The following is a 19,521-nucleotide window of genomic DNA, read 5'->3' as shown; positions in this document are numbered from 1 at the left end:
ATGGCGCCAAGTTTTAGCGAGACAGTCCTTATAACTATTTTCATTATGCAGCCCCCTTTATTCTGCCATTAGATATTACTCTAACTTTAAATAAATATGACATAAGACATCCTACATTTTAGCTCCATAAAGGGTTCTAAGTGCCATCAAATCGAGTTTTGATGGGAGCTTTAACAGGAGAGTCTTATGATTAAAAACAAAGTGGGAATATTTTGGTATGTTGAAAATACGCTAATTTATAAAGCTATTAATACAGCTAATTTAGAAGTAGACACCTTGGGCCTAATTGACAGTCCCTTTTTACACCATGAAGAATGGGAAGAAAACTTAATCTTTGAACAATTTGATATCTATCTGAGCGAGAGCGATTACTACAACTTCCCAAGAGGCAGGGTCATATATAATTTCAACGAATTAGTTACGTATATATACTTAGATAGAAAGCTATTTAAAAAGCACATAGTAAAAAAAATTAAGCATGCATTTTCTTTGTTTGAGGTTAAAACAATATTTTTAACCGACCCTCACTATAAATGCTTTAAGAATATTTAAAGGGAATTAGTTTTATGTCTACTTACACACCTGCTGACTTCAAAAGATTACTCAGCGAGTTTGAGGAACTGCCAAAAAGTCAGCTAGAAATGAGTATTTTCGATATATCTGGCTACCCTCACTATGAAAATGTGGCAAGTAATGTACTCGCATTTTATCTTAATCCTCACAATGAACATGGTTTACAAGATTTACTTCTAAGTTCCATTCTTAACAAAGTTGCCATTGAGGATAGGAATCTAAAAAATGTTCTAGTTAGTCGCGAAGAATCTACATTCAATCAAAAGCGGTTAGACTTATTAATTGAAACTGACAACTTACTAATAGGTATAGAAAATAAAATTTTCCATCATCTTAATAATGATTTAAATGACTACAGTTATGCGCTCAAAAAATGGGCTCAACCGAATAATCTAGAGATAGTGAAAATAGTATTAAGTATAAAAAAAGAGCAACCAAGTGATGGTTTTGTAAACGTCACTTATGAAGAACTATTTACTGAGATAAGAAGACGCATGTCTCATTATCAAATCACAAAAAACAAGTGGTACTTTTACTTACTAGATTTTATGAATAGCATTGAAGGACTAGCTGGAAGCAAAATGAAAATTGACGAAAATGATCAGTTTTTTCTAGATAACTTTGAAAAAATAGAAGCACTACTTGGAGAAAGAAATAAATTCTTAGCCAAACTCAATAATAAAGTCGTTGAGCTACAACAAAAAATTGAAAAACCGCCTCAATGCAAAAGGCAATGGATATACTCTAAATCCTGTCTTGTTCATGACTTTGAGTTTTTCTCCTACAAAATAGCCTTTGATTTGTTTATAGCTCCTAGCGGCTGGCAATTACAACTATTCGGTAGAGATGCTGAATCAAAGAAATATTTAACGTTCCTTTTTAATACCATACCATTAAAAGGAACTCAGCAGGGCTATAAAGATTCTAGATACATACTTGAAGAGTTTTGCCTTCATCAAGATTTATCTACGATAGCTGCCAGCTTATTAAAAAGGTTCAGCATGTTATTAGAGTCGCAAGAAAGAGCTGAGATGAAAACATAAATAGAGACTATATTGTGATTATGCTTTGATTATTTATTAGCCAAAACTTAGATTTCAGTAATGTAGGTAGTCATTCATGGCGTCATAAAAAAACGCGCTAAAGCACGACCTACAACCACCTGCTAAGCTAATTCCTAGCTCCTAACAACTAGCAACCTTCAATCAACAATACTGCCCTGCTGCAAAGCCGCAGCTCCAGGCGTATTGGAAGTTGTAGCCGCCTAACCAGCCGGTTACGTCGGTGACTTCGCCGATGAAATAAAGGCCCGGTGATTTTTTAGCTTCAAAGGTTTTTGAGCTTAACTCGTCGGTGTCTACACCGCCAAGCGTTACTTCGGCTGTTCTATAACCCTCTGTGCCGTTGGGTTTAATTTGCCAATTGTGAATGTAATCATGTAGCGAGTCGATTTGTGCATGGGTTAGTTGATTTACATTGCAATCAGGAATTGCTTTGCTGTCGTGCAGCATTTCAACAAAGCGTTTTGGTAAAATTGTCGCAAGGGTATTTTTTAATGACTTTTGACCTTGGCTTTGACGCCAATCTTCGAACTGCTGTTTTAAATCAAGCTCTGGTAACAAGTTAATATACACCGTTTGCCCTGCACGCCAGAATGAGCTGATTTGCAAAATCGCTGGGCCCGAAAGGCCGCGATGAGTAAACAAGATGTTTTCTTTAAACTGGGTGCCATCTTCACTGGTAACCAGACAAGGAATGCTGATCCCCGATAACCCATCAAAGCGATCTTTATCATGCTGGTGTAACGTAAATGGCACTAATGCCGCCATGGTTGGTAGCACTGTTAAACCAAATTGCTCTGCAATTTTATAACCAATTGGTGATGCACCGAGCTTAGGCATGGTTAATCCGCCCGATGCGACAACTAACGACTCACATTGATAGCTGTCTTGCTCAGTAATAACTTCATAGCCCGCATCGGTTTTTGTCACGCTGAGTACTTCGTTACGCAGCGCTATGTTAACACCCGCCCACTCACACTCAGTTAAAAGAATGTCGACGATATCTTGTGCGCTGTTATCACAAAATAACTGGCCCAGCGTTTTATGGTGATAGGCCAAGCCGTGACGGTCCACCAGCTCTATAAAGTCATGCTGGGTGTATCGGCTTAAACACGATTTTACAAAGTGAGGATTACCACACAAGTAGTTGTCTGGGCTTGCATTTTCATTGGTGAAGTTACAACGTCCGCCGCCGCTAATTAATATTTTACGGCCCGGCTTTTTGCCCATATCAAGCACAGTAACATTGCGACCACGGTAGCCTGCTTGTGCAGCACACATCAAACCTGCAGCGCCAGCGCCTATCACAATTACATCTACTTGGGTCATTACTCATACTCACTAAAAAAATTTAGCTGATTATAACAAGTTATTTTACGTGAGGTGTTAACTGTGAGGTGTTTTTACAAAAAAGATAAAACCAAAAAACGAAATAAAGTAAAAACTCAAAATCTAAAAATTAAAACTTTTTAATTAGAAAAGAACGAAAAACACACGAAAAAAGCACCATTTAGCCATCTATACATTTAGTTATAACCAAAATAGAGACAAACATAATAAAACGATATTTTAACTTAATTTACATTTATTTTACCTTTGTCCCCCTTCGCGAAAAATATCGTGGAGATTAACATAACAATCTAGGGATCATTATGACAACTAACAACAACTTGAAAAAGTGCGCAATTGCACTGAGCTTGACTGCGTTGTTTGGGACGACGGCAGCAATGGCGACTCCAAACCAACTTATGACACCATCGATGCAGGAAACGGCAGCAAAACTACAAGGTCAAGACGGCTTTGGTACGCAGTTCATCATTAAGTATAAAAACAACAGTGATGAAATGATGACGATGTCGGCAGCAGAACAATCGCCAACTATGATGAACAAAAAAGCTCAAGGCTTTGTTAAAAACTTCACCAGTAAAAAAGGCAAAGTAAAAGCCCAATATGTTCGTGCTATGGCGATGAGTAATCACCACGTAATGCGTGCTGATAAAAAACTTTCTGCTGAAGAAGCGCAAGAGTTCATGCAAGAGATGGTTGCAACAGGTAATGTTGAATACATCGAAATCGACCAAATGTTAAAGCCATTCGCAACACCTAACGACCCTCGTTATAACGACCAATGGCACTACTACGAGCAAGCGGGTGGTTTAAACCTACCTACCGCTTGGGACACAGCAACAGGTAGTGGTGTAGTTGTAGCGGTACTCGATACAGGTTACCGTCCGCATGTTGACCTTAATGCCAATATTTTACCGGGTTACGACATGATCTCTAATCTGTCTGTAGCAAATGACGGCGGTGGTCGTGATAGCGATGCACGCGATCCGGGTGATGCAATCAGCGCTAACGAATGTGGTTACACACACAGTGCACAAAGCTCTAGCTGGCACGGTACTCACGTTGCAGGTACGGTTGCAGCAGTGACTAACAATGGAGAGGGTGTTGCTGGTGTTGCATACGATGCGAAAGTAGTTCCTGTTCGTGTACTTGGTAAATGTGGTGGTTTAACGTCTGATATCGCTGACGGTATTATCTGGGCTTCAGGTGGTTCTGTATCAGGCGTACCAGCGAATGCTAATCCTGCTGATGTTATCAACATGAGCTTAGGTGGTAGCGGCTCATGTAGCTCAACAACGCAAAGTGCCATTAACCAAGCTCGTAACAACGGTTCTGTGATCGTAATTGCTGCAGGTAACGATAACGATAACTCTGCGAACTACAACCCTGGTAACTGTAATGGCGTTGTAAACGTTGCATCTGTAGGTCGTGACGGTGGTCGTGCTTACTACTCAAACTATGGTAGCAACATCGATGTTGCAGCACCAGGTGGCGCACAAAGCTTTGCTAATGACTCTGAAGGTGTTTTATCAACACACAACTCAGGTTCTACTGGCCCAAGCAGCGATTCATACCACTACTCGCAAGGTACGTCGATGGCGGCACCTCATGTTGCGGGTGTAGCGGCGCTAATTAAACAAGCGAAACCATCAGCAACACCAGATGAAATCGAAAACATCTTAAAATCAACAACGCGTTCATTCCCAGCAACATGTACTAGCTGTGGTACAGGTATTGTTGATGCGGCAGCCGCTGTTGCAGCAGCATCAGGCACAACACCGCCACCACCAACAGGTAACGTGTTAGAAGATGGCCAAGCAGTCACTGGTTTAAGTGGTTCAGCTAGCAGCCAAACATTCTATACAATGGAAGTACCAGCAGGCGCAACGAATGTAACTTTCACTATGAGTGGTGGAACAGGTGATGCTGACCTTTACGTTCGTGCCGGTAGCGCACCAACAACATCAGCCTATGATTGTCGTCCGTATGAAGGCGGTAATAACGAAGTATGTTCTATCGATAACCCAACTGCGGGTACTTATCATGTCATGCTTAACGGCTACTCTGCTTATTCAGGTGTTAGCTTAGTGGGCGATTTAACAACTTCAGGTACTGGCACAGGTGCACCGCAAGCTGGTGGTGGTACAGTGACTGATATTTCTGCAAGTGCAGGTCAATGGAAACACTACACGATTGACGTGCCAGCAGGTATGGCAAGCTTCACAGTAACAACGTCTGGTGGTTCTGGCGATGCTGATTTATTTGTTAAGTTTGGTAGCCAACCAACTACTTCAAGCTATGACTGTCGTCCGTACAAAAACGGTAACGCAGAAACATGTACATTCAGTAACCCACAAGCAGGTACTTGGCATTTAAGCTTAAATGCATATAAAACCTTCTCAGGTCTGACATTGGATGCACAGTATCAACCTTAATAGTTGATCTCCCCTTACCCCCAGGGACTTTTAGCCGGACTCACGTCCGGCTTTTTTGTACTTATATCAATAAAACGAATTGCTATTAAAGCTTTTCGAGCACAGCTTCAGCGCGGCTTACTACAAACTCTTTGTCTTGTTCAACAAACAGACCTGTTACCGTTTGGTTTTCAACAATCATCGCATAACGCTTTGAACGTACACCACCAAAGCCAGCTGTGTCTTTATCTAAACCAAGTGCTTTGGTAAAACTTGCATCACCATCAGCAAGCATATGAATGTGCTCAGCATTATGAGCTTCACCCCATGCTTTCATTACAAATGCATCGTTTACAGATACACAGTAAATTGCATCAACGCCTTTTGCGGTGATTTTATCAGCTAAAGTAATAAACTCTGGTAAGTGAGCGTTTGAGCAGGTTGGTGTAAATGCACCTGGCACAGCAAATAGCACCACTTTTTTATCGGCAAATAGTGCCTCAGTTGATAAAGTTTGCATGCCTTCACTGGTTAATTCGCTAAGGGTTGCCGCAGGTAAAGTTTGGCCTTGTTCGATCATCGTGATTCCTTGAAAGAAAATAAGAATACAGAGTATATACCCAAAAAATTGAATACCGCATGATTTAAAGGCAAACAATGCACTACATTGCTCGCCCTTTGAAGAGTTATAAACCTAAGCTGGTTTTAATGGTATGCATTTGCTCTTGTAGGCGATGCTGAATATCACTAACTAATGAGTTTGACTCACCTACCTGCCCTTTCATGCTTTGCATTGATTGGCTAAAGTTTTCGAGTAAGGCATTTTGCTGTTTAGCCAGCTCCATAGCATCAAATGCTACTTTATTGGCATCTTGCGCGTTGCCGGCTACACCTTCTGAGTTACGTTTAAGTTCTTGAGCATTTTGTGTTTGCAGCTCAGCATCATTAGCCAGTGCACTAATTTGCTCTGATACCATAGTTGAGTTTTCACTCAAGCGGTTAAGTTGGTTGTTAATATCATCAAGCGAGCCTTGTGTTTGTCTAGCCAGCTTTCGTACTTCGTCGGCGACTACCGCAAAACCCCGACCATGCTCACCAGCACGCGCCGATTCAATCGCCGCATTTAACGCCAATAAGTTGGTTTGTTCAGCAATGTTTTTAATTACTTCAATGACTTGACCAACATCATCGACCCCTTTTAGTAATTCTTTTAAACTCTCAAGGCCTTGTTCAACTCGCTGCTCTGTGTGAGAGCTCGCCGTTAACATACTGTCGGCAAAACCAAGGCTCTGCTCCATCGCATTAAAAGTCTGTTTAGCATTATCAGCGACTTGGCTATTAATGTTATTTACTTGCTCACCTATATGTTGAATATCGCTCAGTAAATCTTGGTTTTGCTCTACCTGAGAATGGCTGGCATCGGTTTGCTGGGCTATGGTATGTAAGTGCTCGCTCATTTCTAGCATAAAGTCATTAATAACCTTAAGCATTTGTGCTCGCTCTTCTGCCTCACCACGTTGACGCTCTATTAATTGATTAAAGTAACTGGCAATTTCACCTACCTCGGTTTTCGGGTTTTTACTCTCAATATTTTTAAGTTCATTACTTTCAATCAAGAAGGCAAAACCATCACGCAATTGACGCAGTGGATTAAGCACTTGGTTACGCTGCACAAAATACACACCACCCGCCAACACTACAAGCATGCCAATAGCGACACAAAACACCATAAATACTTGCTGTTTAAGATTGCTTTGTTCGTCTTTTAGCTTTTGCTCAGCACCGAGCACGGTTACAGATAACGCACCGATTTGTTCGCGTAATGCTTGCATACCCGTTTGACGTTGCTCAGCTTGTTCAAGAGTAGATGCCAAATCACGGGGAAAACGTTTAGGCCAGCTACTTAGTTCAGCTTTAATGTCGCCAGCTAAGTCTTCAGCTTCTTCACCAAAAAACAACGCATCTTCTTCAACTTCACTCATAACACCTAGGTTATCAAGGCTGTCGATTTTATCTGCGAGTGTGTTCAGTGTTGTAACTGTTTGCGTAAGGCTGCTTTTAGTATCTTGATCATAGTTAAGAACCAACTTATAAGTATACAAAGCAAGTGATGTGACTTCGCTGTAATAGTCAGCGGCAAGTTGGTAATACTCAAGTGCAAGCGCTGTTTGCGGCTCTGCTTTCTTAGCATAACCAATTAACGATGAGGCAGAACCGGCCATTTGTCTTATCGAGTTATCAAGTAAAGCCATTTCGTTACCAGACAACTTGCCCAAAGCGCGGTACTTACCATTAATGTCTTTGTCTAATTCAGTGAGTTGCGTATTCAGTGTTGCTGCTAACTCATTGGGAAGTCCAGCTAATTGCTGTGCTTTAATCTCACTAATCAGTGCTGAGGCTTTAGTTAAGTACTGGCTGTCACCTTGTTCTAAATAGTCATCTAGGTAACTTTTTAAATCAATTATGATGGTGTTTTTAAGCTTGTTATAAGCGTTATCTTGCTGCTCTATTCCTATTAATGTTTGGCTTGACCAAAACAGAGTGGCAGCTAATAAAATACTGGCAAGAGTAAGTAAAACGGCTAGTAGCCGAGTAAATGATGACACGCGCATAAACGATATTCCCAAGTAACGTTACGCGCATAGAATATTAACCTTTTATGACAGTTTAATGAAAAACCACCATAAATAACCATACGTAAAAATCAAACACATCCAAAAATACTAGACTCAAACCATTGCTGCTTTTACATATACATCAAAGCGATTCTTCTTGGTTTTGATTTGCATACTAGGGGTTTTGTCATTCAAAAATGGCGCATAATCGGGTCGCTTAACCACGACTCGTTTGCTTGCAAGTGGATAAGCAAACTCTAGTAAATCGTCGGCATCACTATCAGCCCCAACAAGTTCTTGGAATACCCGCATTTCTTTTTTAACTAGGGCTGACTTTTCTCGGTGGGGAAACATAGGATCTAAGTACACAACATCAGGTACTTCGTTACACTGAGCCAATAAAGTATGGCTAGAACCAAATACTAGGCTCATGTTTTCTTTCATCCATGAGCCAATTTCTGCATCGTTATAGGCGCGTTCTAAGCCATCAAATAATAGCGCGGCAACCACAGGGTGACGCTCATGCAGTATGACTTTACAGCCAAGTGATGCCAAAACAAAGCCGTCGCGGCCAAGGCCTGCGGTGGCATCAAGCACCACGGGCGTAGCTCCTTTATTTAAACCCACCGCTTTGGCGATAGCTTGGCCTTTACCACCACCGAACTTACGTCGATGTGCGGCAGCCCCCGTGACAAAGTCTACATGGATAGCGCCAAGTTTTGGCTCATCCTTTTTTTTCAAACTCAAGCCCTGATCGTCATAATGAAGCGAAAAGCCCGCATTAAGCTCAGCCCACTTGGCTAAACCAAAACGTTGCTCTATGGCATCTAAATAAGGACGCATTTCTTTAAAAGGACAATGAATTACCACGTATAACTCCGAGCTATTTTATTCGGCGCCAGTATAGCATGGCTTAAAATAGCTCGATATCCGTTTGTGAAGTGATATCTTCAGTATGACTAGGCTCAGCCATTTTTTGTAAGTTTACCAATAACTCACTACGCGATTCGATAATATGATTAAGCTGATGTTTAATGTGAGTTAAATCGTCGTTTAAAGAGGAAAATAACTGCTGAGTTTGCTGCAATTGCTGTAAATACAAAGCCACATCGCTGCTATTTAACTGCTCATTATGTTCGACTAATTGGTTCAATTCAGCAAGCTGAACTGTTAGCTGTTTAACGGCATGCTCTCGAGAGTCACTGTTTTGATGCATTTGTTCAGAGAGCTCGTTAAAAGCATTGCCTATTTGGTTTGCCTGCGTCAATGCTCGTTCGTTTATTTCCATATCTTGCACTTTCGCATTAGTCACTTCCAAAATATGCGGAAACAAATCTTTGTAGCGGCCATAAAGCTGTGCATCATCCAAGGGCATGTTTTTAACTAGCATCGATACTTTTGGGTAGTTAATGATGGTGCGATGACTAAAGTCAACAAAGCGATTTGACTCACGGTGTTGTTCTAATAACTCTTGCTCAAGTGGGCATACGCCACCTTTAGCACTACAAAACACGCCAACATCTTGATACCAAAACGCCAAAACAACATCGAGCTCCATGGGGTTAAAAAATTCGAACATATACTCAGATAAGGCTTTAATATCATGTGCATGATAGCTTTGCCCGACGTAACGCATGATGCGCCCCATATCACCTGAATCTGTCATCGCAATTTCGGCAGTGATCTGCGCTCGCTCAACATCACTTTTAAGCTTTTTCGAGTGTTGGCGATACTGATATAACACGCGAATACGTGCCATAAGCTCTTCGGCATTAAATGGTTTTACAATGTAGTCAGCAGCACCTGCGTTATACCCTTTAACACGGTCTGGTAAGTCTGATTTACCTGACAAAAACATCACTGGAATATCTTTGGTTTCAGGGTTTGCTTTTAACTCATTACAAACCTCAAACCCAGTTTTTCCGGGCATCTCTATATCGAGCAATATTATGTCTGGATTATGTTTTATTGCTTGTCTTAACCCTTCATCACCATTTTTAGCATGGAGCAGTGTGCAAAAGCCCGCGAGCGATTCTTCGATCACATGATGCACGTATTTATCATCATCAATGGCTAATACCAGTTTAGACATGCTTAATTCCTATATACTCTTTTTTAGAAGGATAGTACGAGCGTGTGATTTTGCGAAGAAATATTAATAAAAAAAGCGCCTTACGGCGCTTTTATATTTTTATATTCTTTATGCTGCAATGCCACTGTGTCTAAGCAATGCATCAACTTTAGGCTCGCGCCCTCGGAACTTTTTAAACAGCTCCATTGGCTCTTCACTGCCCCCTTTCTCTAAAATGTTCTTTAGGAAAGCTTCGCCCGTGGCAGGGTTAAAGATGCCTTCTTCTTCAAATTTAGAGAATGCATCGGCCGAAAGTACTTCAGCCCACTTGTAAGAGTAGTAACCTGCGCTATAACCACCCGCAAAAATATGGCTAAAGCCATGTTGGAAACGATTAAACGCTGGCGCTTTAACAACCGCGGTTTTGCTACGAACAGCATCTAAAGTTGCTTGAATATTACATGGTTCACCCGCTTTATAATCGTGGTGGATTGTAAAATCAAACAACGAAAACTCTAGCTGACGTAACATTTGCATACCTGATTGGAAGTTCTTCGCCGCAAGGAGTTTATCTAATAACTCTTTTGGTAAAGGCTCATCAGTTTCGTAATGACCCGAAATAAAGTTCAGCGCTTCTTCTTCGTAGCACCAGTTTTCAAGGAACTGACTTGGTAACTCAACTGCATCCCATGCAACACCATTAATACCCGCAACCGGCGCAGCATCAACTTGGGTCAACATATGGTGAATACCATGACCAAACTCATGGAATAAGGTTGTCACTTCATTATGAGTGAACAGCGCAGGCTTATCGCCAACTGCTTTATTAAAGTTACACACTAAATACGCAACTGGGGTTTGTAATTCGCCGTTTGCACGTACTTTACGACCCATACAGTCGTCCATCCACGCGCCGCCACGCTTGCGATCGCGAGCGTATAAATCTAAATAAAAACGACCACGTAAAGTATTACTACTATCGTAAATTTCGAAAAAACGTACATCTGGGTGGTAGGTATCAAAGTCAGTGACTTCTTTAACACTAATACCAAATAAACGATTTACTGTAGTGAATAAGCCACTTAATACCTTATCGGCAGGAAAATAAGGGCGCAGTACTTCATCAGAAATAGCATATTTCTCTTGCTTAAGTTTTTCGCCGTAGTAAGCGTAGTCCCAGGCAGCAAGTTCAGTCACACCGTGCTTATCTTTGGCATAAGCCGTTAACTCAGCAAGTTCTTGCTCAGCTTGGGGTTTAGACTTATCGGCTAAATCTTCTAAGAATGAGAAAACTTGCTCTGGCGTTTCGGCCATTTTAGTCGCCAGTGACATGTCAGCGTAGCTGTTAAAGCCAAGTAACTCAGCAAGTTCATGACGCAGTGCAAGCTCTTCAGTCATAATAGCTGAGTTATCAAACTCACCCGCATTGGGGCCTTGATCAGAGGCACGTGTTACAAACGCAGTGTAAAACTCTTCACGTAACTCGCGGTTATCTGCGTAGGTCATAATGGGTAAGTAAGATGGAAAATCTAACGTGAATACCCAGCCATCTAGCCCTTTACTTTTTGCAGTATCAGCGCCAAGTGCTAACGCAGACTCAGGTAACCCCTCAAGTTCACTTTCATCAGTAATATGCTTTTGCCAAGCGAGTGTGGCATCCATTACATTGTTACCAAACTTAGAAGCCAGTTCAGATAAACGTGCACTGATTTCGCCATAACGCTTTTGCTGCTCAGGTTTTAAAGCAATACCCGACAATTCAAAATCACGCAGTGCATTGGTAATGGTTTTTTGCTGGGCAGTAGTAAGTGTTTTAAATTCATCACTATTATGAAGTGCATTGTAAGCATCATATAAGCCTTGATGCTGACCTACAAAGGTTGAGTACTCAGATAACAATGGCAAACATTGCTCATAAGCTTCACGTAACTCATCGTTGTTAACGACAGAGTTCATATGTGATACCGGTGAAAATAAACGTGATAACTTGTCATCAGCTTCTTCTAGCGGCAGTACCAAGTCATTCCATGTGTACGATTTAGTCGCCAGTACCTCGTCTATTTTAGTGCGGCACTCAGCAATGGCTGCTTTTAACGCTGGCACGACATGCGCTGGTTTAATTTTAGAAAACGGCGGAAGCCCTTCTAAACCAATGAGTGGGTTATTTTCTGCAATTGTCATTTTCGTTCTCAAATTTTATGCGAAGATGATTTTGAAGTTGGGGCGAATTGATGAAATACAAGGGGCTTAACCTTGGTCTTTATTATGCTATTATCAACTTATTAATAAATCGATTAATTAATAAAAATTTATCTATTTTTGAGGACAAACTATGGCTCAGCATTTTGATTACATTGCTATTGGTGGTGGTAGTGGCGGTATTGCCTCTGCAAACCGTGCTGCAATGCGTGGCGCAAAAGTCGCTCTTATTGAAGCAAAACACATGGGTGGTACTTGTGTAAACGTGGGTTGTGTTCCAAAGAAAGTAATGTGGCACGGCGCACAAGTTGCTGAAGCAATTAATGCATACGCACCAGACTATGGCTTTGATGTTGAGCTTAAAAGCTTTAGCTGGGCTAAATTAGTAGAAAGCCGCGAAGCGTATATTGGCCGAATTCACCAAGGTTACAATAAATACTTAGCAAGTAACGGCGTAACGGTTATTAATGGCTTTGCTAAATTTGTTGATAGTAAAACAGTTGAAGTGAACGGTGAGCTATACACTGCTGATCATATCCTTGTAGCTGTTGGTGGTCGCCCTACTATTCCTAATATCCCAGGTGCTGAGCTTGGTATTGATTCGAACGGTTTCTTTGAGCTAAATGAACAACCTAAACGTGTTGCAGTTGTTGGCGCAGGTTATATTGCTGTTGAAATTGCGGGTGTTCTTCATAGCCTAGGTACAGAAACACATTTATTTGTTCGTAAAAACAAACCACTACGTACTTTTGACCCATACATTGTTGATACCCTTGTCGATATTATGGCAAAAGAAGGCCCAACTCTTCACACTGAGTGCACACCTAAAGAAGTGGTTAAAGAAAACGACGGTAGCCTAACAATTCACTTTGAAAATGGTCACAGCCAAAACGTTGATGAAGTTATTTGGGCAATTGGCCGTACACCAACAACAGACAAGATCAACCTTGCAGCAGCTGGTGTTGAAGTGAACGAAAGCGGCTATGTAAAAGTAGACGAGTTTCAAAACACCACAGCTAAAAATGTATATGCAGTTGGCGATATCATCGAAAACGGTATCGAACTTACGCCAGTAGCCGTTAAAGCAGGTCGTATTTTATCAGAGCGCTTATTCAATAAAGAATTGCCTGATGATTTAAAAATGGACTACGAGCTAGTACCAACGGTGGTATTCAGCCACCCACCAATCGGTACCATTGGTTTAACAGAGCAAGAAGCGATTTCGCAATATGGTGCTGAAAACGTAAAGGTTTATAAATCAAGCTTTGCAGCGATGTACACAGCTGTTACTCAGCACCGCCAAGCGTGTAATATGATGCTCGTGTGTGCAGGTGATAACGAAAAAGTTGTTGGCTTACACGGCATTGGCTTTACTGTTGATGAAATGATCCAAGGCTTTGCAGTTGCAATGAAGATGGGCGCAACCAAAGCAGACTTCGATGCTGTTGTGGCTATTCACCCAACGGGTTCTGAAGAGTTTGTTACCATGACAGGTTAATGTAGAAAAGATACATAAACACCTTTTTAAATTCTGTAAAATTTTACAAGCCAACTATACTTTCTAATACAGTTGGCTTTTTTGGATACATAATATGGCTCAGCTTATTAACTCAGCTGATGTTTTCATAGAATGGGATCAAGAAGTAGAGGATTTGAAATCAAATAGCTTAGGGCAATTACCAACTCTATATAACTCAGATGGGAAATTTGTTTCTGTTGTAAATAGTTGGTTTTTTGATCTAGTTACTATCGAAAAACTTAAAGATCTAAGTTCATATTCAAGAGCCCTATTATTATACTGGTCTTTCTTGGAAGATAACTCTTTGCATTGGGATCAGTTCCCTCCTTTAAAAAGGCTGAAACCTACCTACTTATTTAAACACTTTTTATTAAATAAAGTCGATAAAGGACTGCTCTCCTACTCCACAGCCAATCACTATCTTAAGCATGTGATTCAATTTTACATATGGGCAATAGAAGAATTAGTAATAGATATACCTGATGAGAAAACAGCTCCGTTTGTAATTGAATTTGTTAGTGTTATAAGAACAGATAAATTAGCGTATCTCAGACCTAAATTTATAGTCCAATCAGCAGACCTTAAAATACGTGTCCCAAAAAAGCCTGAAAATAGCCTAAAACCTCTAACTGAAGAGGCTCTTATAAGCTTTTCTAGCCAATTAAAAAAAGAGTCAATTGAGTTTCAATTAATATGCTTATTAGCCGTTTCAAGTGGTTTACGAATAAGTGAAGCAAGTGGTTTTACTATGGAAGCACTAAATAGTGCAATTCCCACCACGACTAGCCATAGTCGATTTGAGGTCATATTGGGAGCCTCTACAGGTGTTGAAACTAAGTTCAAAAAACAACGAAAAATCGAAGTATCTGCATTACTACTGTCAAAATTAAAAAACTATTCTATCAGTGAGAGACGCTTAAGAAAAGCAAGTAAGCTCAAAGATAAAAGTAGATTTGAACCATTATTTATTAGTCAATATGGAAATCCTACAAAAAAAGCGACAATAAGTGCAAGGTGGTCTAACCTCAGAAAGGAAGTAAAAAAAACATATCGAGATTTTAATTACACCTTCCATGATTTAAGGAGTACATACGCTACATATAGACTCAATGATCTCCTTAATGCTGGCCTCAATGTCAGTGAATCTCTCGACTGTTTAATGTCTTGGATGGGACACAATGACGAAGCCACTACAATGAAATATGTCAGATACTTAAAGCAGAAAAACGCTATTAGAAATAAGTTTGTTCTACTAGATAAGATAATGCATGAAGCAGTAGAAGGTACCTTATAATAATGATTAATAATAATTATGACTGGCGGCCGGAGCTATGTAACACGGTTTTAAGTGGTTCAAATAGTCCTCACTATTTGGACTACAATAGAATTCGGTTTCTAGGTATTCCTATGCCTCATAAAATAAAGTCAGGTAAAGGTATTAAATATGCAAATCGCGATAATTTTGTATACGAGCTACGAAGAACCTTTGAGTATCTCTCTTTAGAAAAATCAGATGCGACCATATCAAATTTATTTGGACGATTTTTAGCATATTTGAAATGGTGCGACTTTAACAGAAAATATCCAATTCGAAAGCAGACTACAGTTGAGTACTGTAACTATACTTACGAACGTTATCGAAAAGGATTAATTAAGAGCGGATCTTATATCACTATCACCTCAAGTCTAAAGGTAGTTTTATCTTCGCTAGAATATGGTGACGCATCTATAAACTGGTTTGATTCTATAATGATTATCTCCAATAATGATCACGAGTCATATGAAGCCTACTCTGACTCAGATCTAAAGAAATTACTTCCTTTTCTAAGAGCTTTTTTTAAGCAAATTTCAGCGCAGTTTTTATTAGCTCCAAAAATATATATTGCGGCTAATAAAGGAACTTCACCAATGGATTTTAAATGGAAAGGTAAAACAGTTCTTGTTTACTTAGCCATTAACAAAATGATGGCTGTTGCTACATTTCTTATGTCGTATTACACCTACACCAATGCAACCCAACTTTATAATATCAAGAGACCAAAAGACATAAGCTACGAAAAGGACAAGTGGTATACCATGCCTGCTTTTAAACGTCGTGCATTCAAAACTATTCATATAGAAATTGGTGAACATCATATTGATATTCCCAAATATTGCATGGAGTTCTTTAATACATTGTTGTCAGTTTCTAAACTAATTGATAAATCGGATAATGCACCATTAATTCAGGCTTGCTGGGCAAGTAAAACCGCTCCAATGAGTGGAGCATTTTTACGTGATTTTAATAACTTATTTTTACGAAAACACTTTCCCATGTTTGACGCTAAAGGAGTAGAGCTTAGATTGAGCAATTCCAGATTTAGAGCAACGGGCAGTCAAATATCTCTAATTAATGGTAACGAAATTGAAACTGCCTTATTGCTAAACAACAGCCCTGACACAATTAAACGTCATTACTCCAAAGGGAATAAGTTTGATAATAGTAAAATGATGCAGGAAGCGTCATACATAAGAGCCGAGCAAGCTAAAAGTAAAACAACAACTGAAATGGCGAAAGCTAACCTTGGTTTGACTGTTCTTACTTATGAAAATTACATTGAAAAAATGTCTCCAAAAATTAAATTATCAGCACATGGAACGTATTGCTCAGACCCATTTGGAGAACAATCAAAAAAATATAATAGACAAGTTCACTCCCAAGGTTTTAATGAGAATAAGTTAGCATGTGCTGATTTGTTAGGATGCTTTGGATGCGAGCATCATGTAATTGTTCAATCAGTTGAAGATATTTGGTGCCTTCTATCTTTCAAAGAGTGTATTGAGGAAAGTATATATCTGCATCTAAATGCAAAACATTTTAACCAAAATTTCTCCTCAACTTTAAATTATATAGAAGAAGCTATCCTTCCTAAAATTTCAAAAAAAATATTAATAGGTGCCGAAAATAAATTAAACAACATTGGTAGGCACCCCCTCTGGAGTACATTAGATGTACTCCAAATTGGAGGTTCTAATGCACCCTTTAATTAAAAATTCTAATAATACTTTCAAAGGTTCCCCTGTTGAGTTCACAAATGTAATTGAGCTAAAAAACAAAGAAGACTGGGTAGCACTGGATAAGTGTTTAATAAGTAGAGATGAAGAAGGTAGAGCTATTAGCTTCTTTAAAGACGATATATGGTATATGGGCGTTTACGCTTCTGACTTCCAAGTGTCACAAAAAACCAACTTTGATTTTAGTTTTATTAATTCCTCAGAAAAATTAACATTAGAATTGAAGTTAATTGTATATGGCTGGATTTTTTATAAAAATAGTACTAGAAGTAATCATGTAAAAATCCAAACACTGGTAAATCGACTCAGCGCACTAAAAAAAGTATATATATTCTTAAATGAAAATAACTACAACTCTATTTCTGAATTGAATAATAAAGTAGTCTCACAAAAATTAGATACCTACCTAATAAATAAAGACTTAGCTCAACGCACCTTAGAACATGTTTTTTCAGGTATAAATAGTATTATACGGCTTCAATCATGGTTAAATCTAGACCTACCTATATCGCTATCTAAACCTTACGAACATGCTCTAAAACTCAGTAATAAATCCCCTCAGCAAACATTATCTATCCCCGAAAGAATAGCAGATGAACTTTACGCAAAAGCAATTGAATTAGTTGAAGACTTTTATCCACATAGGGATTTACTAGCAACTATTGAGAAAGAACTGCAAGAAAATTATTTGGCTGGAAAAGAAATCGTAAATCAAAAAAAAGAACTTGGTATTTGGAAGTTTTTAGATAAACAGGAAAAGAGCTCAAAATTGAATCATATGCAAGCTCAAGAAATAAGTAAGGTAACACCTTTCAAGACCTCAGATATTTTATCTAGATATTCCTCCATGACACTTTTTAAAGACTTAAAAAGTGTCCCAAAATGGAAAAAATTATATGGTCGCATAACAACAGCCTGTTACATATGTTGTGGAGCTTTTTCAGGTATGCGCGATTCAGAGCTAAGCGCACTTAAACCTGACAGCTATTACTGTGATGATATTAATGGACAAAAGTTTCATTTTATACGCTCAAAAACTTTTAAGCTTGGTGAAAAGGATACAACATGGGTAACCGCACCAATTACTCAAAAAGCAATTGAGCTTATGAGTTGTTTCACAAAATATTGGCGAAAAGAGCTATTAGAAAAGGGCTTGCAGAAAGAAAGTGAATACCTGTGGTTAAATAGAACAGCTCGATCTAAGTTACCTGTAGTTATATCCAAGTGGCCTGATCGATTACAACTTTTTTCAGAAACCTATGGGACTGTTATAAAAAAAGAAGATCTTGTAGAGTTGGTGAAATCAAATCCAAATGCATTAGACAATATAAATAAGTTATGCATATTAAGTAAAAGCTGGCCTTTAAAACCACATCAATTTAGACGCTCTTTAGCACTATATACGATAAAACACCGTTTGGGCAGTTGCAGTTCCTTACAACAACAATTCAAGCATACCTATCTTCAAATGACAGAGTGGTATTCAGTTGGAGGCATAGCTAGCAGGCTAAGTGATTTAGAAATAGATAATGACTTTCAGCAATTGCTGGAAAATACAAAATTAGAAGAAACCACAAATAAATTTTTCTCTATGGTTCATGGTAACTCACCTTTATCTGGAAGCCATGGTAAAGCAATTATGGATATGCGAGAAGATATCCCCTATATATATAGTTCCTGGGATGTAATATACGCTGCTGTAAAAAAAGGGACACTGTCATTGCATGGGACTATGACTGCGTATTGCAAAAATGGATATAATTGCGACATGGATGGAGTGATAAATCCTGCATTCTGTATTAATTGTAAAACTGGGGGCAGTATTATAGACGAGAATCAAGCTAGAAACTGGCAGGATATACACAACAAATTCACGTCATATCTTAAGGATAAAGGAGATGTATCACCTTCAGTTTATGCTCACTCTATTATCCAAATCCGTGCAGCAGAGTCCATCATGACAGATTTCAACATTGCATTTGAGCCATACACACACCCTATAGAAGTAGTACAACTATGAGTAAAAGTGAGAATACACTCATTCGATTAGAGGCTGCACTTCAGCGAATCTTAGCAAAAGAGCCCAAACGTATTTCCAAACATAAAAAACTAAGTATAAGGGCTGTTGAAGAAGAAGCAAACTTAGGAAACGGTACTTGCTATTACTATGAAAAATTTACTTCAGATCTAAGGAAACTGATAAGTAATCATAAAAGCTCAAACATAGAGGAGAAAGAAACTAAATACATCAATGATGGCCTAAAATTTAAAGCAGCGAATGAAAAGAGATTAAAAGAAAAATACCGAGATGAAAATACGAAACTAAAACACACAATTCAACAATTAGCCGCTGAACACCATCAGTTCAATGATTTAATAAGACAACAAGCTGAGCAATTGAAGCAGTCGAGGTCAGATAATGAAAAGCTAGAAGTTGAGTTGAAAACTGTCAAAGAAAAATTAATTTATTTGAATAGAGAAAATATTATTCAGCTAAATAAATCGAATAAAACTTAATTTAACTTTTGAAGAAGAATTTCATTGCTTTTAATTTGTAGTAGTTAATCTAATCTTCAAGTTTCGATGAATAAGTTTGGACTTCATCTGACAGGCAGTTACGAACAGTGAGAAGCAGATGGTGTATAAACTCGTTTTTGGACAAAAACGA

14 protein-coding genes are annotated in these 19,521 nt (G+C 39.0%); 8 read left to right on the top strand and 6 right to left on the bottom strand.

Going from position 1 to position 19,521, the window contains the following annotated elements; genetic code table 11:
* Positions 1–186: 186 nt before the first annotated feature.
* Positions 187–552 carry a hypothetical protein gene (locus tag ACSFVZ_RS00700; RefSeq protein ID WP_135922696.1) on the top strand — a complete coding sequence of 122 codons (366 nt, stop codon included), beginning with the start codon at positions 187–189 and terminating at the stop codon, positions 550–552.
* A 14-nt stretch (positions 553–566) separates the two neighbouring features.
* Positions 567–1,616, top strand: a complete 1,050-nt coding sequence (locus ACSFVZ_RS00695; RefSeq protein ID WP_135922697.1) for a PD-(D/E)XK nuclease family protein — start codon at positions 567–569, stop codon at positions 1,614–1,616.
* 162 nt (positions 1,617–1,778) lie between these two features.
* On the opposite strand, the gene ACSFVZ_RS00690 is transcribed toward ACSFVZ_RS00695, so the two are convergent.
* Positions 1,779–2,963 carry a BaiN/RdsA family NAD(P)/FAD-dependent oxidoreductase gene (locus tag ACSFVZ_RS00690; RefSeq protein ID WP_435557918.1) on the bottom strand — a complete coding sequence of 395 codons (1,185 nt, stop codon included), beginning with the start codon at positions 2,961–2,963 and terminating at the stop codon, positions 1,779–1,781.
* Positions 2,964–3,286: 323 nt separating this feature from the next.
* Between ACSFVZ_RS00690 and ACSFVZ_RS00685 the strand changes: the two genes are divergently transcribed.
* The gene (locus ACSFVZ_RS00685) at positions 3,287–5,416 is read left to right on the top strand and encodes a S8 family peptidase (protein ID WP_435557917.1); all 2,130 of its coding nucleotides are present in this window, start codon (positions 3,287–3,289) and stop codon (positions 5,414–5,416) included.
* A gap of 85 nt (positions 5,417–5,501) precedes the next feature.
* On the opposite strand, the gene ACSFVZ_RS00680 is transcribed toward ACSFVZ_RS00685, so the two are convergent.
* The 5 genes from ACSFVZ_RS00680 to prlC form a co-directional block, all read right to left on the bottom strand.
* The gene (locus ACSFVZ_RS00680; RefSeq protein ID WP_435557916.1) at positions 5,502–5,975 is read right to left on the bottom strand and encodes a peroxiredoxin; all 474 of its coding nucleotides are present in this window, start codon (positions 5,973–5,975) and stop codon (positions 5,502–5,504) included.
* 106 nt (positions 5,976–6,081) lie between these two features.
* Entirely contained in the window at positions 6,082–8,007 is a 1,926-nt protein-coding gene (locus ACSFVZ_RS00675; protein ID WP_435557915.1) for a methyl-accepting chemotaxis protein, read from the bottom strand.
* A gap of 117 nt (positions 8,008–8,124) precedes the next feature.
* Positions 8,125–8,880 carry a class I SAM-dependent methyltransferase gene (locus ACSFVZ_RS00670; RefSeq protein ID WP_138557059.1) on the bottom strand — a complete coding sequence of 252 codons (756 nt, stop codon included), beginning with the start codon at positions 8,878–8,880 and terminating at the stop codon, positions 8,125–8,127.
* A gap of 43 nt (positions 8,881–8,923) precedes the next feature.
* Positions 8,924–10,102 carry a response regulator gene (locus ACSFVZ_RS00665; protein ID WP_199527311.1) on the bottom strand — a complete coding sequence of 393 codons (1,179 nt, stop codon included), beginning with the start codon at positions 10,100–10,102 and terminating at the stop codon, positions 8,924–8,926.
* 108 nt (positions 10,103–10,210) lie between these two features.
* Positions 10,211–12,262 (bottom strand): oligopeptidase A, encoded by a 2,052-nt coding sequence (gene prlC / locus ACSFVZ_RS00660; RefSeq protein WP_435557914.1) that lies wholly within the window; start codon positions 12,260–12,262, stop codon positions 10,211–10,213.
* Positions 12,263–12,413: 151 nt separating this feature from the next.
* Between prlC and gorA the strand changes: the two genes are divergently transcribed.
* The 5 genes from gorA (at position 12,414) to ACSFVZ_RS00635 (ending at position 19,370) form a co-directional block, all read left to right on the top strand.
* Entirely contained in the window at positions 12,414–13,778 is a 1,365-nt protein-coding gene (gene gorA, locus ACSFVZ_RS00655) for a glutathione-disulfide reductase (RefSeq protein ID WP_435557913.1), read from the top strand.
* Between the two features lie 94 nt (positions 13,779–13,872).
* Positions 13,873–15,093 carry a tyrosine-type recombinase/integrase gene (locus ACSFVZ_RS00650; protein WP_281547075.1) on the top strand — a complete coding sequence of 407 codons (1,221 nt, stop codon included), beginning with the start codon at positions 13,873–13,875 and terminating at the stop codon, positions 15,091–15,093.
* A gap of 2 nt (positions 15,094–15,095) precedes the next feature.
* Positions 15,096–16,829: a hypothetical protein gene (locus ACSFVZ_RS00645; RefSeq protein WP_281547076.1), complete on the top strand. Its 1,734-nt coding sequence runs from the start codon at positions 15,096–15,098 to the stop codon at positions 16,827–16,829.
* Positions 16,813–18,873 (top strand): hypothetical protein, encoded by a 2,061-nt coding sequence (locus ACSFVZ_RS00640; RefSeq protein WP_435557912.1) that lies wholly within the window; start codon positions 16,813–16,815, stop codon positions 18,871–18,873. The genes ACSFVZ_RS00645 and ACSFVZ_RS00640 overlap by 17 nt, the downstream gene beginning before the upstream one ends.
* Positions 18,870–19,370 carry a hypothetical protein gene (locus ACSFVZ_RS00635; protein WP_281547078.1) on the top strand — a complete coding sequence of 167 codons (501 nt, stop codon included), beginning with the start codon at positions 18,870–18,872 and terminating at the stop codon, positions 19,368–19,370. Before ACSFVZ_RS00640 ends, ACSFVZ_RS00635 begins: the two co-directional genes overlap by 4 nt.
* Positions 19,371–19,521 lie beyond the last annotated feature (151 nt).

The sequence above is a fragment of the Pseudoalteromonas nanhaiensis genome, assembly GCF_051235485.1.
GTDB lineage: Bacteria > Pseudomonadota > Gammaproteobacteria > Enterobacterales > Alteromonadaceae > Pseudoalteromonas > Pseudoalteromonas lipolytica_C.
Note: the sequence above shows the minus strand (reverse complement) of the source record. Positions and strands in the feature narration are given on the sequence as shown.